At 55.8% G+C, this 27,000-nt stretch carries 26 protein-coding genes; 13 read left to right on the top strand and 13 right to left on the bottom strand.

All coding sequences use genetic code 11. The annotated features are described in order from the left end of the window. Window positions 1–5: 5 nt before the first annotated feature. Window positions 6–3,329 (bottom strand): carbamoyl-phosphate synthase large subunit, encoded by a 3,324-nt coding sequence (gene carB, locus CV013_RS04470; protein ID WP_102154074.1) that lies wholly within the window; start codon window positions 3,327–3,329, stop codon window positions 6–8. 82 nt (window positions 3,330–3,411) lie between these two features. Continuing rightward, entirely contained in the window at window positions 3,412–4,593 is a 1,182-nt protein-coding gene (carA, locus tag CV013_RS04465; RefSeq protein ID WP_102154073.1) for a glutamine-hydrolyzing carbamoyl-phosphate synthase small subunit, read from the bottom strand. 148 nt (window positions 4,594–4,741) lie between these two features. Here carA and CV013_RS04460 point away from each other — a divergent pair, with 148 nt between their 5' ends. The 4 genes from CV013_RS04460 (at window position 4,742) to CV013_RS04445 (ending at window position 9,939) form a co-directional block, all read left to right on the top strand. Continuing rightward, window positions 4,742–5,194 (top strand): GatB/YqeY domain-containing protein, encoded by a 453-nt coding sequence (locus tag CV013_RS04460; RefSeq protein ID WP_102154072.1) that lies wholly within the window; start codon window positions 4,742–4,744, stop codon window positions 5,192–5,194. A gap of 75 nt (window positions 5,195–5,269) precedes the next feature. Further along, entirely contained in the window at window positions 5,270–7,165 is a 1,896-nt protein-coding gene (gene dnaG / locus CV013_RS04455; protein ID WP_102154071.1) for a DNA primase, read from the top strand. An 11-nt stretch (window positions 7,166–7,176) separates the two neighbouring features. After that, window positions 7,177–9,213, top strand: a complete 2,037-nt coding sequence (gene rpoD, locus CV013_RS04450; protein ID WP_102154070.1) for an RNA polymerase sigma factor RpoD — start codon at window positions 7,177–7,179, stop codon at window positions 9,211–9,213. A gap of 252 nt (window positions 9,214–9,465) precedes the next feature. Next, window positions 9,466–9,939, top strand: coding sequence for a DUF2059 domain-containing protein (locus CV013_RS04445; RefSeq protein WP_123639944.1), 474 nt, complete (start codon window positions 9,466–9,468; stop codon window positions 9,937–9,939). 3 nt (window positions 9,940–9,942) lie between these two features. Here the strand turns inward: CV013_RS04445 and CV013_RS04440 are convergent, their stop codons facing one another. Beyond that, window positions 9,943–10,527, bottom strand: a complete 585-nt coding sequence (locus CV013_RS04440; protein ID WP_102154068.1) for a helix-turn-helix domain-containing protein — start codon at window positions 10,525–10,527, stop codon at window positions 9,943–9,945. A 406-nt stretch (window positions 10,528–10,933) separates the two neighbouring features. Here CV013_RS04440 and rpiB point away from each other — a divergent pair, with 406 nt between their 5' ends. From rpiB to CV013_RS04415, 5 genes are read left to right on the top strand one after another with little or no spacing between them, the layout of a single operon-like run. After that, window positions 10,934–11,374, top strand: coding sequence for a ribose 5-phosphate isomerase B (gene rpiB / locus CV013_RS04435; protein WP_102154067.1), 441 nt, complete (start codon window positions 10,934–10,936; stop codon window positions 11,372–11,374). Between the two features lie 14 nt (window positions 11,375–11,388). Next, a complete protein-coding gene (gene glyA / locus CV013_RS04430) occupies window positions 11,389–12,708 on the top strand; it encodes a serine hydroxymethyltransferase (RefSeq protein ID WP_102154066.1) in 1,320 nt (439 codons plus the stop codon). 5 nt (window positions 12,709–12,713) lie between these two features. Next, window positions 12,714–12,926 carry a hypothetical protein gene (locus CV013_RS04425; RefSeq protein ID WP_102154065.1) on the top strand — a complete coding sequence of 71 codons (213 nt, stop codon included), beginning with the start codon at window positions 12,714–12,716 and terminating at the stop codon, window positions 12,924–12,926. 9 nt (window positions 12,927–12,935) lie between these two features. Continuing rightward, window positions 12,936–13,412, top strand: a complete 477-nt coding sequence (gene nrdR / locus CV013_RS04420) for a transcriptional regulator NrdR (RefSeq protein ID WP_102154064.1) — start codon at window positions 12,936–12,938, stop codon at window positions 13,410–13,412. Beyond that, window positions 13,396–14,121, top strand: a complete 726-nt coding sequence (locus CV013_RS04415) for an RNA methyltransferase (RefSeq protein ID WP_102154063.1) — start codon at window positions 13,396–13,398, stop codon at window positions 14,119–14,121. The genes nrdR and CV013_RS04415 overlap by 17 nt, the downstream gene beginning before the upstream one ends. A 36-nt stretch (window positions 14,122–14,157) precedes the next feature. Here CV013_RS04415 and CV013_RS04410 read toward each other — a convergent pair whose 3' ends face one another. Then, a complete protein-coding gene (locus CV013_RS04410) occupies window positions 14,158–14,472 on the bottom strand; it encodes a chorismate mutase (RefSeq protein WP_102154062.1) in 315 nt (104 codons plus the stop codon). Window positions 14,473–14,681: 209 nt separating this feature from the next. On the opposite strand from CV013_RS04410, the gene rpsD reads away from it, so the two are divergent. Then, complete coding sequence (gene rpsD, locus CV013_RS04405) at window positions 14,682–15,296, top strand: 30S ribosomal protein S4 (protein WP_102154061.1); 615 nt, start codon at window positions 14,682–14,684, stop codon at window positions 15,294–15,296. 71 nt (window positions 15,297–15,367) lie between these two features. On the opposite strand, the gene tgt is transcribed toward rpsD, so the two are convergent. The 7 genes from tgt to CV013_RS04370 form a co-directional block, all read right to left on the bottom strand. Then, window positions 15,368–16,495, bottom strand: a complete 1,128-nt coding sequence (gene tgt / locus CV013_RS04400) for a tRNA guanosine(34) transglycosylase Tgt (protein WP_102154060.1) — start codon at window positions 16,493–16,495, stop codon at window positions 15,368–15,370. Window position 16,496: 1 nt separating this feature from the next. Then, on the bottom strand, window positions 16,497–17,459 hold the full coding sequence (locus tag CV013_RS04395; RefSeq protein WP_102154059.1) for a DUF481 domain-containing protein: 963 nt from the start codon (window positions 17,457–17,459) through the stop codon (window positions 16,497–16,499). Between the two features lie 122 nt (window positions 17,460–17,581). Further along, window positions 17,582–18,619 (bottom strand): tRNA preQ1(34) S-adenosylmethionine ribosyltransferase-isomerase QueA, encoded by a 1,038-nt coding sequence (gene queA / locus CV013_RS04390; RefSeq protein ID WP_102154058.1) that lies wholly within the window; start codon window positions 18,617–18,619, stop codon window positions 17,582–17,584. A gap of 53 nt (window positions 18,620–18,672) precedes the next feature. Then, the gene (locus CV013_RS04385) at window positions 18,673–19,371 is read right to left on the bottom strand and encodes a peptidylprolyl isomerase (RefSeq protein WP_102154057.1); all 699 of its coding nucleotides are present in this window, start codon (window positions 19,369–19,371) and stop codon (window positions 18,673–18,675) included. Window positions 19,372–19,470: 99 nt separating this feature from the next. Further along, on the bottom strand, window positions 19,471–19,983 hold the full coding sequence (gene coaD / locus CV013_RS04380) for a pantetheine-phosphate adenylyltransferase (protein WP_102154056.1): 513 nt from the start codon (window positions 19,981–19,983) through the stop codon (window positions 19,471–19,473). Beyond that, entirely contained in the window at window positions 19,983–20,894 is a 912-nt protein-coding gene (locus CV013_RS04375; protein WP_102154055.1) for a polyprenyl synthetase family protein, read from the bottom strand. The genes coaD and CV013_RS04375 overlap by 1 nt, the downstream gene beginning before the upstream one ends. Continuing rightward, the gene (locus CV013_RS04370; protein WP_102154530.1) at window positions 20,887–21,138 is read right to left on the bottom strand and encodes an exodeoxyribonuclease VII small subunit; all 252 of its coding nucleotides are present in this window, start codon (window positions 21,136–21,138) and stop codon (window positions 20,887–20,889) included. The genes CV013_RS04375 and CV013_RS04370 overlap by 8 nt, the downstream gene beginning before the upstream one ends. Before the next feature lie 143 nt (window positions 21,139–21,281). Here CV013_RS04370 and CV013_RS04365 point away from each other — a divergent pair, with 143 nt between their 5' ends. Beyond that, window positions 21,282–21,863 carry a hypothetical protein gene (locus tag CV013_RS04365; protein WP_321196977.1) on the top strand — a complete coding sequence of 194 codons (582 nt, stop codon included), beginning with the start codon at window positions 21,282–21,284 and terminating at the stop codon, window positions 21,861–21,863. 42 nt (window positions 21,864–21,905) lie between these two features. After that, a complete protein-coding gene (gene purL, locus CV013_RS04360) occupies window positions 21,906–24,158 on the top strand; it encodes a phosphoribosylformylglycinamidine synthase subunit PurL (RefSeq protein ID WP_102154053.1) in 2,253 nt (750 codons plus the stop codon). Window positions 24,159–24,226: 68 nt separating this feature from the next. Here the strand turns inward: purL and CV013_RS04355 are convergent, their stop codons facing one another. Further along, entirely contained in the window at window positions 24,227–25,048 is an 822-nt protein-coding gene (locus tag CV013_RS04355; protein WP_102154052.1) for a Coq4 family protein, read from the bottom strand. Between the two features lie 60 nt (window positions 25,049–25,108). Beyond that, entirely contained in the window at window positions 25,109–26,002 is an 894-nt protein-coding gene (serB, locus tag CV013_RS04350) for a phosphoserine phosphatase SerB (protein WP_102154051.1), read from the bottom strand. Between serB and miaA the strand changes: the two genes are divergently transcribed. After that, on the top strand, window positions 25,995–26,966 hold the full coding sequence (gene miaA / locus CV013_RS04345; RefSeq protein WP_102154050.1) for a tRNA (adenosine(37)-N6)-dimethylallyltransferase MiaA: 972 nt from the start codon (window positions 25,995–25,997) through the stop codon (window positions 26,964–26,966). The two genes, serB and miaA, sit on opposite strands and share 8 nt — an antisense overlap. Window positions 26,967–27,000 lie beyond the last annotated feature (34 nt).

Below are 27,000 nucleotides of genomic sequence, written 5' to 3'. Positions count from 1 at the left end.
TTGTTTCAACTATAATAGTCTTGCAGCGGTCGCACTTCAAGCTGGCTTGCTCTAACCTGCGTAATTGCGCGTGCCGCAGCAAGGCTGGCTGCGGCAGTGGTGTAGTATGGAGTCTTCGATTCGAGAGCCGACGCACGGATCGATTTGGAATCGAGCAACGATTGCCATCCTTCGGTCGTATTGAAGATCAGAGCGATTTCGTGATCGACGATCCTGTCCACAATATGCGGCTGCCCTTCCGCAACTTTGTTGACACGCTCGACCGCAAGCCCCTGCTCTTCCAGATAACGCTGTGTACCGCCGGTTGCGATTACTGAAAAGCCATGTTCGATCAGGTCTTTGACCGCAGGAAGAATGATCGCCTTATCGCTATCCTTCACCGATACGAAGAGTACTCCGCTATCGGGCAATGTCGCACCCGAACCGAGTTGCGATTTAAGGAACGCGGTCGGGAAATCGCGGTCGATCCCCATCACTTCCCCTGTCGACTTCATTTCCGGCGTCAAAGCAGGATCAGATCCGGCAAAACGAGTGAACGGAAATACCGCTTCCTTGACGGCCATATAATCCAGATCGCGGCGGAAAGGTTCGAAATCGGCCAGCTTTTCACCTGCCATTACCCGGCTGGCGATTTTGGCAACTGGCTGCCCTATCGCTTTGGCAACGAATGGCACCGTGCGGCTTGCACGCGGGTTCACTTCGATCAGGTATACTTCGCCGTCTTTCACGGCAAACTGCACGTTCATCAAACCGCGCACGCCCAATGCCAGCGCCAGTGCTTCCGCCTGTCGTTCCATTTCAGAAACGATTTCAGGCGAAAGCGAATAAGGCGGCAACGTCGCGGCGCTATCGCCCGAATGTACACCGGCTTCCTCGATATGCTGCATGACGCCGGCGACACGAACTTCCACTCCATCGCACAGAGCATCGACATCGGCCTCTATCGCATCGCGCAAATATTGGTCGACCAGCACCGGGCTGTCGCCCGAAACATTCACCGCGGTGGCGATATAGTCGTCAAGCTGGGCTTCACTATCGACGATTTCCATCGCCCGACCACCCAGTACATAACTGGGGCGTAACAACACCGGATAGCCGATACGCGCCGCCACTGCGGCGGCTTCATCCCGACTTTTGGCAATGCCATTCAAAGGCTGCTTAAGGCCGAGTTGAACAACCAGCTTGGCGAAACGTTCGCGATCTTCCGCCAGATCGATGGCATCGGGGCTGGTCCCAAGGATCGGAATCCCTTCGTCTTCCAGCGCCTGCGCGAGCTTAAGCGGAGTCTGTCCGCCAAACTGGACGATCACGCCGACCAGCTCGCCGTTCTGTTGTTCGACCCGCAAAATCTCCAGCACGTCTTCCGCGGTCAGCGGCTCGAAATAGAGGCGGTCGGAGGTATCGTAATCGGTGCTGACCGTTTCCGGGTTGCAATTGACCATGATCGTTTCGAAACCCGCCTCGCTCAATGCGAAGCATGCGTGTACGCAGCAGTAATCGAACTCGATGCCCTGCCCGATACGGTTCGGCCCACCGCCAAGGATAACAATCTTGCGCCGATCACTCGGTTCAGCCTCGTCTTCAGGCTCCCCAAAGCTGGGGGCTTCGTATGTCGAATACATATAGGGGGTGATGGCTTCGAATTCCGCCGCGCAGGAATCGATCCTCTTGAACACTGGAAACACACCAAGCTTGTGGCGCAGAGCGCGCACCTCTTCTTCGCTGGTAGCTCCAGCCATCGCCCTCAGCGTGTCATGCAACAACCCTGAGCGCCGGGCCTGTGTTTCTCCCAGACCTCCGGCAACACCGACTGAGCGCACCGCGAGGGTCGCGAGCCGCTTGTCGGAGAAACCCATCGCCTTCAAGCGGCGTAATTGCGCGGCGTCGCTCGGCAAGCCGCGTTCCATCACGACTTTTTCGCAAGCGATAATCTCTTCGATCTGGCGCAGGAACCAGGGATCGTAACCGGTGATTTGCTGAATATCTTCGACCGTGAAACCTTCACGGAACGCCTGCCCGACATTCAAAAGACGATCGGGAGTCCGTTTGGCGAGCGCAGCGGTGATGGCATCTTTCGTCGCGCCTTCCAGATCGATCTGACGATTGAACCCGTCCAGCCCCGTTTCCAGCCCTCGAAGCGCCTTTTGCATCGATTCCTGAAAGTTGCGCCCAATCGCCATCACCTCACCGACCGATTTCATGGCCGTGGAGAGCGAGGCGTCGGTGCCCTTGAATTTTTCGAAAGCAAAACGCGGGATCTTGGTCACGACATAGTCGATGGTCGGCTCGAAACTTGCCGGAGTGGCGCCAGTGATTTCGTTGGTAATTTCATCCAGCGTATAACCGACCGCCAGCTTCGCAGCGACACGCGCAATGGGAAAACCCGTGGCTTTCGACGCCAGAGCGGACGAACGCGAAACCCGCGGATTCATTTCGATCACGATCAGGCGACCGTCTTTCGGGTTGACCGCGAACTGTACGTTCGATCCACCAGTCTCCACCCCAATCTCGCGCAGCACCGCAATGCTGGCGGAGCGCATGATCTGGTATTCCTTGTCAGTCAGCGTCAGTGCGGGGGCGACAGTAATCGAATCCCCGGTGTGCACGCCCATCGGATCGACATTTTCGATCGAGCAGATGATAATCGCGTTGTCGTGCCGGTCGCGCACGACCTCCATCTCATATTCTTTCCAGCCAAGCAGCGATTCCTCGATCAGCACTTCGGTGGTGGGGCTGGCATCCAGCCCTTCGCGCACGATCCGCTCGAATTCGGCCTTGTTATAGGCGATACCGCCACCGGTTCCGCCTAGGGTGAAGCTGGGCCGGATGATCGAAGGCAGGCCGGTGCGTTCGAGCACAGCAAACGCCTCGTCCAGCGTATTGGCTACGCCGCTGCGCGCCGACTCCAATCCGATCTTATCCATCGCTTCGCGAAAACGCTGGCGGTTTTCCGCTTTGTCGATCGCATCGGCATCGGCGCCGATCATCTGCACGCCGAATTTTTCCAGAGTGCCGTCGTTGAAAAGAGCCAGCGCACAGTTCAACGCAGTCTGCCCGCCCATCGTCGGCAGCACAGCATCGGGCCGCTCTTTCTTGATGATCTTGGCGACTATTTCGGGTGTGATCGGCTCGACATAGGTCGCGTCGGCAAATTCCGGGTCGGTCATGATCGTCGCCGGATTGGAATTGACGAGGATGACGCGATAGCCCTCCTCCTTCAAAGCCTTGATCGCCTGCGTGCCCGAATAATCGAACTCGCAAGCCTGACCGATTACGATCGGCCCGGCACCGATTACGAGGATGGATGAGATATCAGTGCGTTTGGGCATTTGTTTCGTACTCAGATTTTCGCGCTGATAGAGCGCACGGGCCGGTTGTAGTCTGGGGTAGTCACGATCCAATCGGACATTGTTACCCCAACATCCTCACGAATTTCTCAAATAGATAGAAGCTATCCTGCGGGCCGGGGCTCGCTTCGGGATGATACTGCACACCGAATGCCTTCTTGCCGCTGATAGCGATGCCGCAGTTCGATCCGTCGAACAGCGATACATGGGTTTGCTCCACCCCGGCGGGGAGACTGTCAGCGTCGACTGCAAAGCCGTGGTTCATCGAGGTAATCTCGACCAGATCGCGGGTTTCGCCCCAGCTTTCCCCGACGCGCTGAACCGGATGGTTAGCCCCCCGGTGCCCCTGATGCATCTTCACCGTTTTCGCGCCTGCCGCCAGCGCGAGCATTTGATGACCGAGGCAGATGCCGAACAACGGAATGTCCCGCTCCAGCAAAGCCTGAATCACCGGCACCGCATATTCACCCGTCGCCGCCGGATCGCCCGGCCCGTTGGAGAGAAACACTCCATCGGGATCAAGCGCGAGAATAGCCTCCAGCGAAGTTTTTGCAGGGACAACTGTGACTCGCGCGCCGGCCTTCACCAGGTTGCGGAAAATATTGTCTTTCGCGCCATAATCGATAGCGACGACATGCGGGCGATTGTCCCAGGCAGCGCGGGCATAACCTGTACCGAGCACCCAAGGGCCTCCGCCCCATTTTTCATCCTTATCGCGGGTTACGCGAAGGGCGAGGTCCATACCCTCCAGCCCTTGCCATTCCTGCGCCCGTCCAATCAGCGCGGGGAGATCGAACTTTCCATCGGGCGCATGTGCAATCACCGCGTTAGGGGCGCCAGACTGGCGAATGCGTCGAGTCAGCGCACGGGTATCGATCCCGGACAAGCCGATCTTCCCGTTCTTTTCCATCCATTCGTCAAACTGTTGCTCAGCGCGGAAATTCGAGTGTGGAGTCACCGCTTCGCGCACCACACAACCGACAGCACCCTCGACATGCGATTCAATGTCTTCCCCATTCGCACCGACATTGCCGATATGCGGAAAAGTAAAAGTCACGATCTGTGCGGCATAGGAGGGGTCTGTCATAACCTCCTGATATCCGGTCATTGCAGTGTTGAAGCACACTTCGCCAACTGCACTGCCTATCGCTCCAAAACCCCTGCCCCATATTACTGTTCCGTCAGCTAGAACGAGAACTCCCGTGGCTCCGTCAGGTTGCACACGAGAAGTTGCGGGGTCGGCCATATGGGGCGCTCCGAGTCAGGGGTTTCCGGCGATGTCGCTAAGACCCAGCCGCTAGGCCTGCTTACGCGCCTCGTCAACCTGTCCAAGCGCGTTTATTCCGGCTAAGCGCGTGAACAACACTACTCATTCCACAGGAAAGACCGACACGATGCTTCGCGATGATCTCAAGCAGGCCCAGATTGCAGCGATGAAGGGAGGCGAGAAAGAGCGTCTCGCCGCAGTACGCCTGATCCTCGCCAAAGTGAAAGATCGCGATATCGAGCTGCGAACGGGCAAAGCTGCAGGCGATGACGATGCCGTGATTATCGATGTCCTTCAAAAAATGGCCAAGCAGCGCCGCGAATCGATTCAGATGTATCGCGATGGCGGACGCGACGAACTGGCCGAAAAGGAAGCTGCCGAACTGTCCGTGATCGAAGAATTCCTCCCCGCACAGATGGGGGAAGAGGAAACGAAGGCGAAGATCGAGGCCATAAAGGCTGAACTTGGGGCAGACAGCATGAAGGATATGGGCCGGGTGATGGCTGAACTGAAGGCTCGCCACGGAACCCAGCTCGACATGGGCAAGGCAAGCGGATGGGTGAAAGATTCGCTGAGCTGAATGAACATCGGCCTGCCCAGCGAAATTTGCCGGCACCGCTCGACTTCCGGGAGTGGGTAGCGCAATACTGCTCGTATGCTTTCACCTCAGTGGCTTGACGAACTGCGTGCGCGGATAACGCTGTCCAGCGTTATTTCGCGCACGACCAAGCTACAGAAGGCGGGGCATGAATGGAAAGCCTGCTGCCCATTCCACAATGAGAAGTCGCCCAGCTTTACCGTTTCGGATCAAAAGGGCTTCTATCACTGCTTCGGATGCGGGGCGCATGGCGATGTCATCCGCTGGATGACCGATCAGCGTGGCCTGTCATTCATGGATGCGGTCAAGGAATTGGCCGCGGAAGCCGGGATGGAAGTCCCCGCCCCTGATCCGCGCGCCGCGCAACAGGCTGAACAGCGCGCCACGCTCAACGATGTTTGCGAAGCGGCACAGCAATGGTTCGTTGCCAATCTTACGGGTGAACGTGGAACCAGGGCGCGCGATTATTTGGCTTCGCGCGGTTTCAATTCGCGCACGTTGGAGCGCTTCGGTTTTGGCTACGCGCCGGTTGATCGGCAAGCCATGAAAGCGGCGCTGTCGCATTTCGAAGAGCCGCTGCTGATCGAAGCTGGCCTGCGTATCGCTGTCGATGACAAGGAGCCTTACGACCGTTTTCGTGACAGGCTTATGCTGCCAATTCAGGACGCACGTGGTCGCGTGATCGGATTCGGCGGGCGAATTCTCGACAGCGACACGAAAGCCCCGAAATACCTCAACAGTCCTGACACACCGTTATTCGACAAAGGGCGCACACTATATAACCTGCATCGCGCCGGTCCCGCCAGTCGCCAGACCAATCGGGTTATCGTTGTCGAAGGTTATATGGATGTGATCGCGCTGTCCGCAGCCGGGATAGAGGACGCGGTTGCCCCGATGGGCACGGCCCTGACCGAACGCCAGCTTGGCTTGTTGTGGCGCATGGTCGACACACCGATTTTATGCTTCGATGGCGATAGTGCGGGCCAGCGGGCGGCGATGCGTGCGATTGCGCGGGCTTTACCTTTGTTGCAGCCGGGCAAGTCACTGGGAATCGTTCACTTACCAGCGGGGCTCGACCCGGATGACCTGATAAAGCTTAGCGGCATTCAGGCGATGGATGACCTGCTTCATTCTCCAAGCACACTTCTCGATACTTTGTGGAATGCCGAACGCGATGCTCAGCCACTCCATACACCGGAAGACAAGGCAGGGCTGAAGGCACGGCTGATGGCCCATGTCGATGCCATCGAACATTCTGACATCAAAGCTCTCTATCGCCGCGAGTTGCTGGAGAAATTTTCTGCGTTCGCTTTTCCTCCCCGCGCGCCCCGCCCTGCCCGTGCGCAACGCGATTGGAAAAGCGGATTTACCAAGTCAGCTCCGCCCCCCCTTTCGCCAGAGGCAGCCAACAGGCTCCGCAAAGTAATCGAAGGTGGATCTCGGGATATACTCGCTTCGGCTGTTCTTGCCGGATTACTGCGTTTTCCTGACCAGATTACTGCCCACGCTGACGAACTGTCACGCTTTGCTGTTGCTGATAAAAAGATCGGCCCTGCTCTGGATTCGTTGATAGAAGCTGCAGAGATGCTTGATCCCGGCGCAAAAACGCCCATATCAGCACCCGCTGGTCTATCCGCGCCACTGGATAAAGCCCGTTTTGCCTTCCTTAGAGAAGGAACCGATCCGCACGAGGCGCGCGAAGTCTTGGCTGAAGCCATATCGTTGCTGGTCGAAAGGCCTGCGTTGGAAGCCGCCATTTCCGCGGCAACAGCGCGATTTGCTATCGATCCCGAGGGCGCGTTTGCCGAACAAAAGCGCCTGAGAGAACGAATGCTGGAAAATCAGCAGCGACTCGGGCAAATGGCAAGCAAGCGGGCCGCCGGCGCGGCTCATGATAATTCAGGCGATCCGCAAGCTGGCGGGAACAGCGAAGCGGACGAGACAACGGATTGATACGGAACCAGATGGCAAGCGACGACGGTAACGGCAAAGACGACGCCCCCCTCATCGACCTCAACGAAGCTTCGATCAAGAAGCTCATCACGCGCGCCAAGCGCCGCGGATACGTGACAGTCGACGAGCTCAACGAAGCGCTCCCGCAGGATCAGCTTTCGTCAGAGCAGATCGAGGACGTCATGTCCGCCATCAGCGAAATGGGCGTCAATATCGTTGAAAAAGACGAAGACGCCGAAGAGGATAGTGACTCCGACGAAGGTGTGGACGCACTCGATTCTTCTGACGATAATGATGACAGCGAAGATGGCGGCACTGCCACCAAGGCAAAACCCGCTGCTGCCAAAAAGAAAGAAACTGTCGAGCGCACCGATGACCCGGTGCGAATGTACCTGCGCGAAATGGGCGCGGTGGAATTGCTCAGCCGCGAAGGCGAAATCGCCATCGCCAAGCGCATCGAGGCCGGGCGCGACACGATGATCATCGGACTATGTGAAAGCCCGATTACATTTCACGCGATTATCCAATGGTCCGAAGCGCTCAATGCCGAGGAAATGCAGCTTCGCGAAATTCTCGATCTCGATGCCATGCTGTCGAAAGAGCCCCCCGTCGACAAGATGGAAGAGGGCGCTGAAGACGACGACGGCGAAATCTCCGAAGAAACCGCCGGTCCCAGCATCCGCGACGACGATGACGATGACGACGACGATGTCGACAGCGATGATGAAGATGGCGAGGAAGGCTCATCCAAGCGGCGCGAAGAAGAGGACGACGAGGACAATACTTTGTCGCTCGCGCAAATGGAAGCTGCGCTCAAGCCGGACGCTCTGGAACGCTTCGCGCGTATTACCGACCTGTTCAAGAAATTCGAAAAACTTCAGGCTGAACGCGTCGACGTACTCGGCCGGGGCGAAGATTTTCCGGCAGCAAAGGAAAAGAAATACGAGGAACTTCGCGAACAGCTGACCGCAGAGGTCGAAAGCGTTCAGTTTCACGCGAGTAAGATCGAATTCCTGGTCGACAACCTTTATGCATTCAACCGCCGCCTGACCGCCCTGGGCGGCCAGATGCTGCGCCTTGCTGAACGTCATAAAGTTAAGCGGGTCGACTTCCTCAAAGCCTATATCGGCAACGAGCTGGACGATAACTGGCTGACTGATAACGTCAAAAAAGACAAAAAGTGGGCCGCTTTCGCAGAGAAAGAGGCTGACGCAGTCGAGCGTATCCGTGCTGAAATCGCAGACATTGCCAGCCAGACTGGTATGGCTCTGCCAGAGTTTCGTCGGATCGTTAACATGGTCCAGAAGGGCGAACGCGAAGCGCGCATCGCCAAGAAGGAAATGGTTGAAGCGAACCTTCGGCTGGTGATTTCGATTGCTAAAAAATACACCAATCGCGGCCTGCAATTCCTGGATTTAATTCAGGAAGGAAACATCGGCCTGATGAAAGCGGTCGATAAATTCGAATACCGCCGCGGCTACAAATTCAGCACTTATGCCACCTGGTGGATCCGGCAGGCCATTACCCGCTCGATTGCCGATCAGGCCCGCACAATCCGCATTCCGGTACATATGATCGAAACGATCAATAAACTTGTACGAACGAGTCGACAATTCCTCCACGAACAGGGCCGCGAACCGACACCGGAGGAAATGGCTGAACGCCTTTCCATGCCTCTGGAAAAAGTTCGTAAAGTTATGAAGATCGCCAAAGAGCCGATCAGTCTGGAAACGCCCATCGGCGATGAAGAAGATTCCCACCTTGGCGATTTCATCGAAGATAAGAACGCGATTATCCCTGTGGATGCTGCGATCCAGTCCAACCTCAAGGAAACAGTTACCCGCGTGCTCGCCAGCCTCACTCCGCGTGAGGAACGTGTGCTTCGCATGCGCTTCGGCATCGGCATGAACACCGATCACACGCTGGAAGAAGTCGGGCAGCAATTCTCTGTGACACGTGAACGTATCCGGCAAATCGAGGCGAAGGCTCTGCGTAAGCTGAAGCATCCGAGCCGCAGCAGAAAAATGCGTAGCTTCCTCGATCAGTGATCTTCTAATATGCGGGGCAATGTGGTTTTTGCCCCGCCTGTTTGATGTGGGGCTAAACAACTAGCCCTTTATATCCGGAATATTCTTATGGTTCGCCACGTCTTGGTGGCCTGTGCTGCGTTTGCATTCGCATATTTTGCGGCAGTCGCTCACAGTGCCGAACCTCCTGCGCCTGTCCCGGTAACCACCACTGACTCCACGCGCCATTCGGACGCAATGGCATTGGACCAGTCACAAGCGATCGTTCGGATCATGTTCCCGCCAGAAACCCGTGAACAAACTTTCGCCAAGACTATCGACGATATGGTGGGACAGTTCCGGCGCGCGATGAAGGTCGACAGCGTACCGGATGCCGGGATCCGGAAAATATTGAACGAACAGCTCGACGCGATGCCTAGTTTATTGATGCCTACAGTTAGGGAATATCTGCCACAGATTCTCAACGCAACTGCGCTGGCATATACACACGAATATTTCCTTGATGAGCTCAGACACATTCGCGCTTTCGCCGAAACACCTGCCGGAAGCCGTTACTTACAAACTTCGATGAAATTGCTCGGAGATCCTGCCGTCGCCAAAGTTAATGAAGCCTATTTGGCGGCTATCCAGAAGATTCAGCTTGCCGAACGGGACCGCATGCAAGCTGAAATTTCCGACTACTTGAAAAAGAACCCTGATGTCACCGCCAGGCTGGAGGGCGAAGGTGGCGTAGACTCTAAAGAGTAAGTATCAGTTACTGAATGAAATCGTAATCGTAACGTCTTCCGTGCTGACGCCGGCCACAGTTGCAATCTTGGTCTTGTAAAAGTCCAGCGCCTCACGCAGCGAGCCATGCTCCTTGTCATCAGGAAAGGTGTTGGCCTCACCTCCAAACAGCAACTCCCTAACCGAACATCTGAAGATCTCGGCAAGCTGCTCCAACGATTGACTACGGGGCACTGATGAATCCTTCTCCCAATTCCAGACTGTAACCTTGGAAACACCCAGTTGCCGCGCGAGATGCGATTGGCTCATTGCACGATCGGTCCGCAATCGGCGAAGTCTCTCCCCGAAAGTTTCCTTTTGAGAAACGTCAATCTGTTCGTTTTTCAATGCTGTTCCACCCAATCTAAAGGAATTAGGGAGACGCTGAAATTCAGTATCGCTCAATGGGTGATCGAACTCACAGCCATGCATTGAGCCATTAACCCATACGACCTTGGCTCGATGCACAACATCGTCAACAAGACAGAGGCCAATGGTCCCACCCTGAGCATTTTTTCTTCTGTTTCCAATATGATGAATGCCTGAGAAACCGAGTGAATAGTACAACATTCGCTGCCTTCTCCCTGCCAGTTTTCATTGGCGTGAAAAACAAGCGGACGGCACACTTCAGTTTGCTCGCAATTGTTGCGAACATCCTTGTCCCATTCCCGAGCGTTTGGTTTTTCCATCTCAGGTGCGTTCCACCACTTATTTACAGCAGTGTTTATAGGGTGGTCCATGATGAACGCAAGATAACCATAAACTACATCTATTTTTCATAACCTTAAATTGACTTCACAGGTCACTTGATCGCTTTCGTTCAATTCTTACTGGAGATAATGCCGCAAAATCAGTGGGCGATTCCCTCCCCAAAATTCCGCGACAACAAACACATGCGGCCGTCTGTTTCAGCATGGGCGGACGAAATACCACACAAGGGGTGGAGTAGCCGACAAGAGTTGCCTATGCGCCACGCATGAGAATCGCCATCGCCTCCGATCACGCCGCGCTCGATATGAAAGCCGCATTGTGCGAATGGCTCATTGAGCAAGGGCATGAAGTTGCCGACCTTGGACCCTACGATGGCGAAGGCGTCGATTACCCCGACTATGGATATAAACTGGCGTCAGTCGTCGCAGATGGAACGGCTGACAGAGGGATAGCGCTCTGTGGGTCCGGCATTGGGATATCAATTGCAGTTAATCGAAACCCCGCCGTTCGGTGTGCGCTGGTTTCGGAGCCTTTGTCTGCATGTCTGGCCCGTGAACATAATGACGCCAATTGCATTGCGATGGGGGCCCGGCTGATTGGTATCGAAATGGCTAAAGCCTGCGTGACAGCCTTTCTTGGCACTGACTTCGCAGGCGGCCGCCACCAGCGCCGTGTTGATAAGCTCTCTTCCCCCGCCCTGTCCTGATCGAAAGAACTGGCATGACCACGACTATCGCTGACAATCTCTCAACCGCTCCCGATATGACCCGTTTCTGGGGAGATGATCTGGCAACCGCCGATCCCGAAATCCATACCGCTATCCAGAACGAGCTGGAGCGTCAGCGCACAAAGATCGAACTGATCGCGAGTGAGAATATTGCCAGTAAGGCAGTGCTCGAAGCAGCAGGCAGCGTCTTCACCAACAAATATGCGGAAGGTTATCCTGGCAAGCGCTATTATGGCGGCTGCGAGTATGCCGACGTCGTTGAAACGTTGGCGATCGATCGGGCGAAAAAGCTGTTCGGTTGCAATTTTGCCAATGTGCAGCCGAATTCCGGCAGTCAGATGAACCAAGCGGTATTCCTCGCGCTGTTACAGCCGGGCGATACCTTTATGGGGCTTGATCTTAATTCTGGCGGTCACCTGACGCATGGTTCGCCAGTTAACATGAGCGGCAAGTGGTTCAATCCTGTCAGCTATGGTGTGCGGCAGGATAATGAGCTGATCGATATGGACGCTGTGATGGCCACAGCGAAAGAGCATAAGCCGAAACTCATCATCGCTGGTGGCACTGCATATTCACGGGTCTGGGATTGGGAAGCTTTCCGCAAGGTTGCGGATGAAGTTGGTGCGTATCTCATGGTGGATATGAGCCATATTTCAGGTCTGGTGGCTGGCGGAGCTCATCCATCTCCGTTTCCCCATGCCCATGTCGTAACGACAACGACCCATAAAAGTTTACGCGGCCCTCGTTCAGGTGTGATCTTGTGGGACGATGAAGAACTGACAAAGCCGATTAACATGGCGGTATTTCCCGGCATGCAAGGCGGACCGCTGATGCATATCGTTGCAGCCAAGGCGGTCGCTTTTGCCGAAGCGCTGCGGCCCGATTTCAAAGATTACGCTGCTCGTGTCGTTGCCAATGCCCGCGCACTCGCTGAAGGAATTGAGGCTGGTGGCCTGCGGGTTGTTTCAGGCGGGACGGACAACCATTCTATGCTGGTAGATCTCACCGCAAAGGATGTGACAGGCAAAGATGCCGAAAAAGGTCTCGATCGCGCCTGGCTGACCTGTAACAAAAATGGCATCCCATACGATAAGCGTAGTCCCTTTGTGACCAGCGGAATTCGTTTGGGCGCACCTGCAGGAACGACGCGCGGCTTTGGTCCAGATGAATTCCGCATGATCGGTGGACTCATCGCCGAGGTTGTCGATGGCCTCGCCAAAAATGGTGCAGAAGGGGATGCACAAGCGGAAGAAAGCGTCCGTCGGCGCGTTTCCGAGCTGTGCAGCGCGTTTCCCGTATATCCTGGAAGGTGATAGCGATGACCGATCCAAATCGGCAGGACTGGGTTGAAGACCTGAAAACCGAAGTATCGGGTATGGCTAAAGATGGAATGCACCATCCTTCGACTAAACCAGTTTTAACTGGTGCCGCGATCGGTGCGGTCGCTGGCTTGCTGGTGCCGCCGGTTTCGTGGCCACTTGGGCTCGCAGCAGGGGCGGGCATCGCTCTCTATAACCGCATCAAAAAGTAAGTCAGACGGATGCGCTGCCCTTTCTGTGCCCACGACGACTCCCAAGTGAAGGATAGTCGTCCGACGGAAGACAACACCGCTATCCGGCGCCGTCGCCAATGCGAAGGTTGTGGAGCGCGCTTTACAACCTTCGAACGGGTCCAGTTGCGCGATGTGACCGTGGTCAAGGCCGGACAAGACGGCGAAGCAGTCCGGCGTGAACCATTCGAACGCGCCAAAATCGAACAATCGGTCGCTCTGGCATGTCGCAAGCGCGGCATCGAGCAGGAGCGTATCGATCAACTCGTTTCCGGTATTCAGCGGCAAGTCGAAACCGCTGGCGACAACGAAATTCCCTCTGCCCGGATCGGAGAGATGGTTATGGATGGATTGCGACATCTGGATAGTGTAGCCTATATTCGATTTGCGAGCGTTTATCGCGATTTTTCCGAAGCAAAAGATTTCGAAGAATTTGCCAGCACAGTGCGCGATGTCGGTGCAAGCTGAACCGCCGGTCATCGTTCTCGTCCGCCCTCAACTGGGCGAGAACATCGGCAAAGCAGCGCGGGCTATGCTCAATTTCGGGCTAACCGAGATGCGGCTCGTTGCTCCACGCGATGGCTGGCCCAATCCGTCAGCGGGCCCCGCGGCATCGGGCGCTGATGTCGTTCTGGAAAATGCACAGATATTCGAGAGCGTTACCAATGCAGTGGCCGATTGCGCGAACGTATATGCCACAACGGTTCGCAAGCGAGGAGTGACCAAACCCGTCGTTACACCTGATGTCGCCGCACGCGAGATCCATACGAAGCCTGGCCGCAGTGCGATCATGTTCGGACCCGAACGATCGGGGCTCGAAACTGGGGATGTCGCGCTTGCGCGCTCAATCCTGACGGTGCCGATCAATCCCGAATTTGGCTCTCTCAATCTCGCACAGGCGGTGATTCTCTGCGCTTATGAATGGTCCAAGGGAGCAAAGCTCGAAACGCCGACCATTGAGGAGCTGCTCCCCCCTGCCCCACAAGAAGATTTGGAAGGGTTGATTGGCCATTTTGAGGCATTGCTGGAGCCAAAGCGTTACTTTTTTCCAGAATCCCGTTCAGAAGCGACCCGCCGTACATTACGCAATGTACTGACCAAGCCGGGCTGGAACCATCTCGAAATCCGCACTTTGCGCGGAGTCTTGAGTGCGCTGGAGCGACCTGCCCGTGATTAAAATGGATACTTTGACCAGTTTCTGACTGCGGCCCGCTCAGTTTTGCCGAGTGCTGTCCCACAGGCGAAGTTCGTAAGCAATCGAGCATTCCACCAGCTTATCCCAGATATCGGCCAGTTCGGATGCAGGAAGCCCGCGCTCTTCCGCGTCCGTGCGTGCGTTATTTATCACTTCTGCCTTACGCTCTTCATCACGCACCGCTTCGCGGTCTGCCTTGATCCGAGCAGCAGCGCGCATGTAACCGAAACGTAGATCGAGCAGTTCCATCAGGGCGCGATCGGTCGTATCGACACCGGCCCGCACATCGGCCATAGTCTCGCAAACATCCGGCAGTTTAATAGCGTCTTCCATGATCGGGGCCCCTGCCCTGCCCCGCGGCTTATGTCGAGCACCTATTGCGTAGCTTGACCTGTCACGACAACGTGCTAAGCGCGCCGCTTCGCATTTGGTCCCGCATCCCGGTGAAGCGGAGGCCGCGTTTGGTGATTGACCATACGGGCGATGCCGGGTTGAAGCGCGGCCGCTGGGGCACGCGACACGCAAATTGAAGGATACGACATATGTCGAAGCGCAAGAGCGCCAAGCACAAACTCGACCGCCGGATGGGCGAAAACATCTGGGGTCGTCCGAATTCTCCGGTAAATCGCCGTTCTTATGGCCCCGGTCAGCACGGTCAGCGCCGCAAGGGCAAGATGAGCGACTTCGGTCTGCAGCTTCGTGCCAAGCAGAAGCTGAAGGGCTACTATGGCGATGTGACTGAAAAGCAGTTCAAGCGCACCTATCAGGAAGCGTCGCGTATGAAGGGCGATACCGGTCAGAACCTGATCGGTCTGCTCGAACGTCGTCTTGACATGGTGGTCTATCGCGCCAAGTTCGCTCCGACGATTTTCGCTGCACGTCAGATCGTTTCGCACGGCCACATCCGCGTGAACGGCGTGAAGTGTAACGTGGCGAGCCGCCGCATCAACGTCGGCGATGTTATTTCGCTGGGTGACAAGGCCAAGGAAATGGCGCTGATCATCGAAGCGCAGAGCCTGCCCGAACGCGATATCCCCGACTATGTATCCGCCGATGGTACCGATAAGATCACTTACAGCCGCGTTCCGACGCTGGACGAAGTGCCCTACCCGGTAACGATGGAACCGAACCTGGTCGTCGAGTTCTATTCGCGCTAATTGGTTATCCAGTTATGAAAAAGGGCGGCCCCGCAAGGCCGCCCTTTTTTTATCTGATTTTCAGGCAGTTTCTAACTGCGGGGAAAATAGTCCCGCCGAAAATCGGATGCGAACAAGGCAAAGTGCCCTTTCGCAATTGCATTTCGTATTCCAGACATGAGCTGCTGATAAAAAGACAGATTATGCTCCGTCAGCAGCATGGCACCGAGCATTTCCCCTGACTTGATAAGGTGGTGAAGGTAGGCGCGAGAATAAGTGCCGCACACGGAACAGGAACACCGTGTATCCAGTGGCCCCGTATCTTCGGCATGCCGGGCATTTCGCATGTTCAGCGGGCCATTCCACGTAAAAGCTTGGCCATTTCTGCCAGATCGGGTGGGTAAAACACAGTCGAACATATCGATCCCGCGTTCGACTGCCCCCACCAGATCGTCCGGCTTACCAACGCCCATCAAATAGCGTGGCGCATCTTCAGGCAGTTGGTCGGGTGCAAAGTCGAGTGTAGCGAACATTGCCTCTTGACCTTCTCCAACCGCCAGCCCGCCAATGGCATAGCCATCAAAGCCAATTTCCTTCAGAGACTCTGCAGAGCGGGCGCGAAGCCGTTCATCCAGCGCGCCTTGCTGAATCCCGAACAAAGCTGCCCGTTCAGCATGCTCGCCACCACCATCAAATGCATCGCGACTGCGCTTAGCCCAACGCATAGAAAGTTCCATCGAAGCGGCGATCTCTGCCAATGGACGGTCTGCTCTGGGACATTCGTCGAATGCCATGACAATATCCGATCCAAGCAGTCGCTGTATTTCCATCGATCGTTCCGGGGTCAGCATATGTTTCGATCCATCAATATGACTGCGGAACGAAACCCCTTCCTCGGTAAGCTTGCGTAATTCGGACAGGCTCATCACCTGATAGCCACCACTATCCGTCAGAATCGGGCGATCCCAATTCATAAAGCGGTGCAACCCACCAAGGCGCGCCACTCGTTCCGCCCCCGGTCGCAACATCAGGTGATAGGTGTTGCCCAAAATGATGTCCGCACCAGTTGCACGAACAGCCTCCGGCTTCATAGCCTTCACCGTGGCGGCTGTGCCAACAGGCATGAACGCAGGGGTGCGGATTTCACCGCGGTTCATAGCAATGCGGCCAGTTCGCGCCTTGCCATCGGTGGCAAAGACGGAAAACGCGAATCGAGCCATCCTAAAATCCGTAGACAAGTGTAAATCGGCTAAGCGTGTCAGTTTTCACTGAGCCCGCCGGAGGATTGCTATTGTAATCGATCGTATAGGAAAACCGCGTGGATAAACGATTGCTTACCTTCGCCTCCAGCCCGCTAACCAGACTGATAGAGGTGTTACTGGAATCGATGATCGCCACCGCGGAGCTACCACTTTCGGCAACCGCATTCGCACCTTGCGTGAACTTCAAACGTTTCGTGATCGACCAGTCAAAGTCAGCGCCAAATAGAGCAGCCAAACGCGATTCTTCGGTTCCGTTCCGATAATCTGTCAACCGATATGCCGGCCCAGCCTTGATCGACAAGTGTAGGTTGGGCTGGTCGATGACCTTATACCCGATGCCGCCCGAAACGGCATATCGCCCGGAGTAGCCCTGAATCCGGTCACGCTCGTACTGCAGCAGACCGTAAGCAAACACCTGCTTATTGATTTTATAATTGGGCTCGTAAGAGGCAAAGAACCGCTCCCGCGAAGTTTTCCCATTGGATCGTTGAAATTCCGCCCTTGCAGTTATCTTCTGATCCCAATCGATCCCCGTGCGCTTTAACGATAAAGAGCCGGTAAGGCCGGTATCATCTCCATTGCCGGTGGAGCGGAAGGCGCCAAACTCACCCTTCCCTTTCCACCGTTTAAATATTCCCGCGGTTCGAATAGCCTCCAGATCACGCGCCTTCTTCTCTTCAGCCAGACGCGCCTGCTGATCGAGAAAGGTTTTGTTCAACGCATCGATTTCACCGACATCATCAGGCTGCGTCTTCTTTGCCACCTCGACAACTGCCGCGACTTTGTCCTTGTTGCCCGTGGCAATTGCGGCTTCGATCATGTCACGTACAGGTTTGGGAAGCTCAGCATGTGCTGGAACTGCCATCCCCGCAATTGCAAAAGCACCAATAGCGGGAGCGAGAAAGATACGTGTCTGAATCATAACCCGCGCAGAGTAGCGTCTCGATCAGTACTTCGCCAGCCAGTGTTAAGCGCTAAGGGCCGACAAATTGGCCTGAATACGAACGCAAATCAGACAGTTTGCCTGCAGAAAGGCCGAACCAGCTAGCGTTTCGGCAACAGCAAAGAAGAATCGCCATAGCTGTAGAAGCGGTAGTGGTTTGCAACCGCATGAGCATAGACGTCCATCATTCGCTCTCGCCCCATCAGCGCGCTCACAAGCATCACAAGGGTCGACCGAGGGAGATGAAAATTTGTCATCAGCCCATCAACCGCCCGGAAGTGGTAACCAGGCGTAATAAAGATCGCGGTATCGCCTTCGAATGGCTGTATAACTCCACCTTCATCCACGGCACTTTCAAGCAGGCGTAACGAAGTAGTTCCAACTGCGATCAACCGCCCACCCGCAGCTCGTGCTGTATTGAGCCGCTGTGCTGTTTGCGCGTCGATCCGCCCCCATTCCGAATGCATGGCGTGATCGCGAGTATCCTCTGCTTTGACTGGGAGGAAGGTTCCGGCCCCCACGTGCAGAGTTAGCGTTTCCCTACCGATGCCGTTTGCGTCGAGGGCGGAAATCAATTCCGGTGTAAAGTGTAAGGCTGCGGTCGGGGCCGCTACAGCGCCTTCTTCTCTCGCAAATATCGTCTGATAGTCTTCACGATCAGATTCGTCTGTGGGGCGTTTGCCTGCAATATAGGGGGGCAATGGCATAGTGCCCGCGCGTTCGAGCAGTACTTCGACCGCCTCCTCCCCTTCGAATGAAAGCGTCCAGCTTCCGTCCGGGTGCCGCGCTTCCGCAATGGCCGTAACGCTGTGCAGGAAAGTGATCCGATCTCCTTCGCGCAGACGTTTGCCATTGCGAACAAATGCCTGCCATCTACGCAGATCGATGCGCTTGTGGAGTGTTACCCCGATCGTAGCATCGCCACGTTTCCCCGTAAGTTGAGCTGGTATGACACGGGTATCGTTAAAAACCAGTACGTCACCTTCACGCAGCAAGCTGGGTAAATCGCTGACTACGCAATCCGAGAAAGGACTTTCAGAACCGTCAACGACCAGCAGACGGGCAGAATCGCGCGGACGCGCCGGGCGAAGCGCAATCAGATTTTGCGGCAAGTCGAAATCGAACAGGTCAACACGCATGACATGCGCCGTAATCGGCCAGGGGACAGATGGAAAGGCCGCTTACCGGCTAATCAGTTGCGCTCCGATTTGTCTGCTTGTGGCGCATTGAGCATATCGGCGGTAACCGGAGACTCCTCAGTTGCCGCCCTTGGAGCTGCAAATTTCTGCGGCTTCTTATCGGAGGCGATAGACGCCTGTACAATATAGGTTGGATCGGCAGGCGGCTCGCCGCGATGAATGGCGTCTACGGCATCCATGCCCGCAATGACACGCCCAAAATTAGTGTAGTTCTTATCAAGACTAAACCGTGGGAGGAACATGATAAAGAACTGACTGTTCGCGCTATTCGGATCGCTCGCGCGGGCCATTGAAACCGTGCCGCGCAGATGCGGCATTGGATTGAATTCTGCCACAAGATCCGGCAGTTCCGATCCACCGCGCCCTGTACCAGTCGGATCACCGGTCTGGGCCATGAATCCTTCAATTACACGATGAAAAATGATTCCGTCGTAAAACCCTTGGCGCGTCAGCGTTTTGATACGTTCGACTGCCTGTGGAGCCCAATCCGGCTTCAACCGGATTGCAACCCGTTTGCCATTCGACAAGTCGAGAAGCAGTATATTTTCCAGATCGTTCTGAACGTTGAAATCAATCGGTAAATATACCTTCGGCTTGGCGGGCGCCTCATCGGCAACGTTCTGAGCGAAAGCAGTGGAAGAGGTCAGGGCCAGTGCTGCGAGCGCACAAGAAGCAATCAAGCGTTTGAACATCGGGTTTCCGTCAAAATAAGGAAAGTAGCGCGGCCTCTAGCGCGAGCGGACTGTCGGATCAATGAATGACAGCCGTAACAAAGATTACTGCGTTCCCTGTCAAAGATCGCCTAAACGCCCAAGCTTGCTCACGCGGGAGATCACATCCTCCCGCACAGGCTGGCTGACGAATGGCGCAATCTCTCCGCCGAACAGTGCGATTTCCTTTACCAGTTTGGAAGCGATTGGCTGCAATGAAACATCCGCCATCAAAAATATCGTTTCGATATTTTCGTTAAGCTGCTGATTCATCCCGGCCATTTGATATTCGTATTCGAAATCGGCAACCGCGCGCAGGCCGCGCACGATCACACTAGCTCCCATTTTTTCCGCCCAATGCATAAGCAGAGCATTAAATCCAACGACTGCAACATTATTGAGGCCAAGCGCAGACACTTCGCGCTCCACCATTGCTATCCGCTCTTCCGGTGAGAACATAGGATTCTTACTGGGATTGGTCGTCACCCCAATAATGAGCCGATCAACCAGCTTGCAACCCCGCCGGATAATGTCGGCATGCCCAAGGGTAATCGGGTCGAATGTGCCGGGGTAGATACCGATGCGTTCTGTCATTATCGATCCCTATTCTGGATAAATCTGGCGAGCGCCCGCAACAGGTCTGCTTCGCTTCCATAAATTGCCAGATGGCCAATCGCCTGATCTATCAAGGCACCGACCTGCCTGCGCGCATCGTCGGCCCCCATCAGCGATACGAATGTTGCCTTTCCAGCCTTTTCATCCTTTCGCAAGGCCTTGCCCGCAGCGTCTTCATCGCCTTCGACATCCAGCAAATCATCCGTAATCTGGAATGCAAGACCGATATCTCGCGCATAATTGCGAAGGTTGCTTCGTGCCTCGACAGGCAGTCGGCCTAGAATCGCGCCTAACTCCACCGCCGATCCAAGTAGGGCACCCGTTTTTAGTTGCTGGAGCCGTGTGATGGTATGGAGATCGAAATTTGCCCCCTCGGCAGCGATGTCCATCATCTGACCTCCAGCCATACCGTTAAAGCCACTCGCTTCGGCCAATGCCGCGACCATTTCGGCACGAACAAACGGATCGCCGCTTGTCTCAGGCATCGATAGAATTTCAAACGCCAGCGCATGGAGGGAATCGCCCGCGAGCACCGCTGTTGCCTCGTCGAATTCCAGATGGACGGTTGCCTTGCCATGCCGCAATGTGTCGTCATCCATACATGGCAGATCGTCATGAATTAATGAGTAGGCGTGTATCGCCTCTACGGCACAGCCGGCTCTCACTGCTGCATCGCGATTGACCCCAAATAGGGCCGCTGTCGCTACGGTAAGCAGCGGGCGCACCCGCTTTCCTCCGCCTATCGTGGCATATCGCATTGCCTCCACCAGACGAGTGCGAGAATCCGACGGAATAGGCAAAAATGCATCGAATCTGGCATCGACATCCTGTTGAATGCGGATGAATGCCTGTTGTAAAATGCCGTTGTCAGTCAAAGTCAGGTCAACCATCTGCGTCGAACGGAGCAGTCCCGGTTGGCCTGCCATCCGTGCCGCTAACGATCTTTTCAATCCGGATATGAGCTGAGTCTAGCCGTGCCTGGCAGTGCTTACGCAAAGCCTCTCCTTGTTCGTAAAGGCCAATTGATTCGTCCAGCGGGACATCCCCGCTTTCGAGCCGACGAACAACGTCTTCCAAAGCGCGCAAAGCGTCTTCGAATGTCATCTGCGAAATGTCAGGGATTTCCTCTACCATGGTGAACCATGCATTGACCGCCTGCTGCCACGCGGTCAAGTTGTCAGTCGCAACCAAGGGGGTTTTGCCAGATGTTCATTGGCCATTGGTCCGCCGCATTTGTCGCGTGTGCGATGTCTGGACGATCGCCTAGGCTCGGCACATTGTTCGTCGCCGCACAATTGGTCGACTGGGCGTTTTTCGCATTTGTCCTGCTCGGCGTAGAACATATGCGGGTCGTGCCGGGAATCACGGTAATGAATCCGATGGATTTGTATGACATGCCCTGGACCCACAGCTTGCTTGGTACATGCGGCTTCGCTTTCGCATTCGGCGCAGTGGTATGGCTTGGTATGCGAGAACTGTTCCCGGCGCTCGTCACGGCAATGGTTGTGGTTTCGCATTGGATGCTCGATTTTCTTGTGCATCGACCCGACCTGACTCTTGCCGGAATTCCTCCCAAACTGGGCATCGGCCTCTGGAACATTCCTTCGGTTGAAATTCCCCTGGAACTCGCGCTGACTTTTGGAGCGATGTGGTGGTATCTGCGCCGGACCGATGGACCGCCCATGCCGCCGCTAATTCTGGCGATCGTGCTGCTTGCTCTGCAACTGTTCAATTGGCTTGACCCCTCACCCGCAGCCGGTGCGCCGGTCGCACCTATGGCGCTGATGGCACTTGCCGCCTATCTTCTGACGACCATCGTCGCTTGGTGGGTGGGGACAACCCGCCGCCACCGGAGATAGATAGACTAGCGACATTCGTTCACCGTCGCTAAGGGCGGCGACATGGCCGAAATCACACCAGATATCGTGGAGGCTCATGGCCTCAGTTCTGAAGAATACGAACGCGTGCTCAATGCACTCGGACGCGAACCCAATCTTGTCGAACTAGGCATATTCTCAGTGATGTGGAGCGAACACTGCTCCTACAAGTCGAGCCGTTTGCATCTTAAAAAGTTGCCGACAGAGGCGCCGTGGGTCATCTGCGGTCCAGGTGAAAACGCAGGTGTAATCGATATTGGCGATGGCCAGGCCGCGATCTTCAAGATGGAGAGCCACAACCACCCGAGCTACATCGAGCCCTACCAAGGTGCTGCGACTGGCGTAGGTGGTATTCTGCGAGACGTGTTCACTATGGGTGCACGCCCCGTAGCGAACGCCAATGCCCTTCGCTTCGGTCGTCCCGATCATCCTAAGATGAAGCATCTGGTGCAAGGCGTGGTCGCCGGAATCGGTGGCTATGGTAATTGTGTGGGTGTTCCAACTGTGTGTGGAGAAACCAACTTCCACTCGGCTTACGACGGAAATATTCTGGTCAACGCGATGACTGTAGGTGTCGCCGATGCGGACAAGATTTTCTACTCGGCGGCCACTGGGGTTGGCAATCCCATCGTCTATGTCGGCTCGAAGACCGGACGCGACGGAATCCACGGCGCGACCATGGCCAGTGCGGATTTCGGCGAAGATGCCGAGGAAAAGCGCCCCACCGTTCAGGTGGGTGATCCGTTTACGGAAAAGCTGCTGATCGAAGCATGCCTTGAACTGATGGCAACCGACGCAATCGTCGCCATTCAGGATATGGGGGCAGCCGGCCTCACATCATCCAGCGTGGAAATGGCGACCAATGGGAAGGCCGGTATCCGCCTGAACATGGATAATGTGCCATGCCGCGAAGAAGGCATGACGCCTTACGAAATGATGCTGAGTGAAAGCCAAGAGCGGATGCTCATGGTGCTGAAGCCCGGCAAGGAAGAAATGGCGGCGGAAATTTTCCGCAAATGGGAACTGGATTTCGCAGTTATCGGTGAAGTGACCGACACGCAGCACATGGTGCTCGAATTCGGGGGTGAGGTGGTGTGCGATATTCCCCTTGGTCCGCTCGCCGCAGATGCCCCGGAATATGATCGCCCTTATCTCTCCAGGAACGATTACAAGACATGGGCGCAGATCAAGCCACTGGATAAAGCTCCCAAAAGTGAAGACATCGGTGCCGATCTTCTCAAGATGATCGCCAGCCCTGCCCTTGCCAGTCGCGTCTGGATCGCAGGGCAGTACGACAGTCAGGTCGGGGCAGACACGCTCCAGACAGGCGGTGACGCTGGCGTCGTGCGTGTGCATGGTACGAAAAAGGCTCTGGCCATCACCACCGATTGCACCCCCCGCTATGTTTATGCCGACCCATATGAAGGCGGGAAGCAGGCGATTGCAGAGGCATACCGCAACCTCTCCGCTGTCGGTGCGCGGCCGCTTGCCGTAACCAACTGCCTCAATTTTGCGAATCCGCAACGCCCGGAAATCATGGCGCAATTCGTTCATGCGCTAGACGGGATGGGAGACGCCTGTCGCGCGCTTGATTTCCCAATCGTGAGCGGAAATGTCAGCTTGTACAACGAAAGCAAGGCGACCGGAGGTGGCTCTGCGATTCTGCCTACGCCGGCAATTGGCGGTGTCGGGCTGATCGATGACTATGCACGGCTTGGCTCGATCGGTTTTAAGGACGGTGCGCAGAAGATCATACTGCTGGGTGCCGATCCGCAGGCCGCGCCAGAGCTAGGTCAGTCAACTTGGCTGTCTGTCTGTCACGGTATTGAGGCTGGCCTCCCCCCGCGTGTCGATTTGGAGAAGGAGCGTAAGCACGGCGAGTTTGTCCGTTCGTTGATCGAAGATGGGCTTACCACTGCTGTCCACGACGTGTCCGATGGCGGCATTCTCGTCGCCGTGGCTGAAATGGCTCTTGCCAGCGGGATTGGAGCCCATCTCCTCACTGGTGCATTCGAAGATTATGTAGACCGCGAGAAGAACCACCACGCCTGGTCAGTTTTCTCAGAAAATCAGGCACGTTATCTCGTAACCGAACCGCACGACGCGCACATAATCGAAAAGTTGGCTGAAGAGGCTGGAGTCGGTTGTTGCTTCATCGGTTGGACTGGCGGATACGTGATCCGCATTGGGCCTGATGAACAAACGACCATAGCCCAGGTCTCACTCGATGAATTACGCGAAGCACACGAAAGCTTTTTCCGTAACTGGATGGGGTGATTGCACGAAGCGGTCAGCCCTTTTTACCTAAACCCAACCGGCGAGAGTCCCCTGCTCTCGCCAATTAGCTACCCCGCATTGGCCAGAAGATCGTAGGGATCGACCCGTTCGGCTCGCCATGTTTCGTGGCAGGCGCGGTACCACTGATGTTCGGCGATCCCGAGCTGCTTGCGAACTTCCGACAGGTTCATCGCCAGCAATTCGCGAATAGACATCTCGACAATCGACGGACACACTTTCCCAATACGCTGCGCCTCTCGCACGGCTCGATAAACCGGGGCCTTGCTCTTCACCTGCTTCTTGATATTTGCCGCGCCAGCGTAGCCGAGCAGCAGATGCCCAAGGCTCGGGCTTTGACCATGAGTGAACAGCAACACACATTGTTCACCCAATGCATCTCGGCCATAGCCGGTCAGAACGTGTAGCAGGTCATGCGTGTCGCGTTGACGGAAACCATACCATTCCATCAGATCGCCATATTTGGGGCGGCCCAGTTTTTCGGATTCGGCGACCAGTCCTGCTGCGCTCAATCCCTCGCTTTCCATAAAGCATACATAAGCTTCTGCGACACTGTCTCTCGGCATCTGCAACAGGGCGTCGTGATCATCCAGTATCGACGGAAGGTACGGTTCCGCAGCGCGCAATGCGTCGCCCCGGGCACTCAAAGTGAAGCTATGGGCACGCGGACGGAAATTGCGCGATGGCAACGCATCGTAGATTTCAAAGACATGGGAGGTATCCTCTTTGTCTTTAATCAGTTCGCGAAAATGGTGAAACGCCTTTGGAATATCTCGCTTAGGCTCTTTACGCCTCGGATCGCAAAATAAAGTGCCATCCGATGCCAGGCCCAGGGTCGGGCGCAATGGGGTGATCGACTGGTGTTGTGTCATCGTGCAACGCATCCTCAGGCAGAGAGGGTAGCATAACGTTGCAATCAACAACTGAAAAGATCAACCGACGCTTGACGCAACCCATTCATCACGTGGAATGCCCAGAAGGTCGAGAATGGCCGTCAAGTCGCCACGGTCGATTGCCCCGTCAGCTGCGGCACGCGCCTTTGGCTTTGCGCGATACGCGATGCCCCATGTCGCCGCGCGTAGCATCGGAATATCGTTCGCTCCGTCCCCGGTAGAGAGGCTGATCGCCCCTTCTCCTATCCTAGCAGATTCCTCGCGCAGCACGCGCTCTTTCACTGAACTATCGACAATCGGGCCCGCCAATTGACCGGTCAGCCTGCAGTCTGCAACCGCAAGTCGATTGCCAACAACGTGATCGAACCCAAGCTGAGCGGCAATCGGATCGGCAAAGTGATGAAAACCCCCGGTAACCAGAACGGTCCTGCATCCTTTTGCGCGCAAGGTCGCTACCAGTTGCTGGGCCCCGGCCATAGGGCGGATACGGTCTGCCAGACAGGTATCTATCGTCGCTTCGGGCATTCCGGCGAGCAATTCGACCCGTTCGATCAATGCACTGGCAAAATCGAGTTCCCCCTGCATCGCCCGTTCCGTGATGGCGGCGACCTTGCCTTTCAGCCCAGCGAAGTCGGCCAGTTCATCGATGCACTCCTGCCCGATCATCGTTGAATCCATATCCGACACAAACAGCTGTGGGATATGGAAGTCGACTTGAGAAATCAGCACATCGGCAGGTGTGAAATGTTCATCTATCAGCCGTCGCACAACGCTCGCATTGCCTGCAGGCAATGCGATCTGAAGAACATCGCCGCAGAAATCGGTCATTTGCGCCAGCGCGACAGGCATCCCCTCGCGCTCCAGCGCCACAGTTACTGCATCGAGACGTGTTTCCAGCCCTTCAGGGTCTGCTATCAGGCGGGCGATGAGCAACGAAAATTCTCCGCAGATGTTTGGTTCAGGTCAGCCGGTCGTGCTCATTGCAGGGCCGACCGCCAGCGGCAAGAGCGATCTGGCGGTGCAATTGGCCAAGACGCGGGAATGTCGCGGATTACGATCAATCGTCATCAACGCGGACAGTGCACAAGTTTACGCGGACTTGTCCGTATTGAGCGCTCGTCCCTCAGATGAGGAAATGGCCGGCATTCCCCATCGTCTGTTTGGTGCGTGGGATGGTGCAACAGCGTGCTCTGCGGCAGATTGGGCCACGGCGGCAAAGGTTGAAATCCAGCAGGCTCATGCATCAGACGCATTGCCGATATTGGTCGGTGGCACGGGATTATATATTCGCACCCTGCTAGAAGGGATTGCACCGATCCCTCCTATCGACCCGACGATACGACAAACTGTTCGCTCTCTCCCGGTTGCCGAATGTTACGCGGCGTTGCAGTCGGAAGACCCGATCCGCGCGGCATCACTGGCCCCAAACGATGCCTCCCGCATAGCACGCGCACTCGAAGTTATCCGTTCGACCGGGAGGCCCCTCGCTCACTGGCAGACGCGCAAAGAAGGGGGGATCGGAGGTGATATATCGCTCGCTCCGCTGATTCTGACGGCAGAGCGCGAATGGCTGTACGACCGGTGCGATCTTCGGTTCGAGCGTATGATGCAGAATGGCGCGATCGAAGAAGTGACAGCGCTATTGGCCAGATCTCTCGATCCGACAATGCCGGTCATGCGTGCCATTGGCGTCCCTGAAATTGCCGCTTTCCTGCGCGGACACATGGCCCGCGCCGATGCGGTCGCCGCCGGGCAGCAGGCCACGCGGAACTATGCCAAGCGCCAATTCACATGGTTCCGCCACCAGTTGCCCGAACATTGGATACGTGCGAACGCAAATTATTCCGATACCCTCATGGATTTTGAAATATTATTTCCAAAATTACTATTGACATGATATTTCATAATCAATAGGAGCCCCTCAACGTAAC

This window comes from Tsuneonella flava (assembly GCF_002870965.1).
GTDB classification, from domain to species: domain Bacteria; phylum Pseudomonadota; class Alphaproteobacteria; order Sphingomonadales; family Sphingomonadaceae; genus Tsuneonella; species Tsuneonella flava.
Note: the sequence above shows the minus strand (reverse complement) of the source record. Positions and strands in the feature narration are given on the sequence as shown.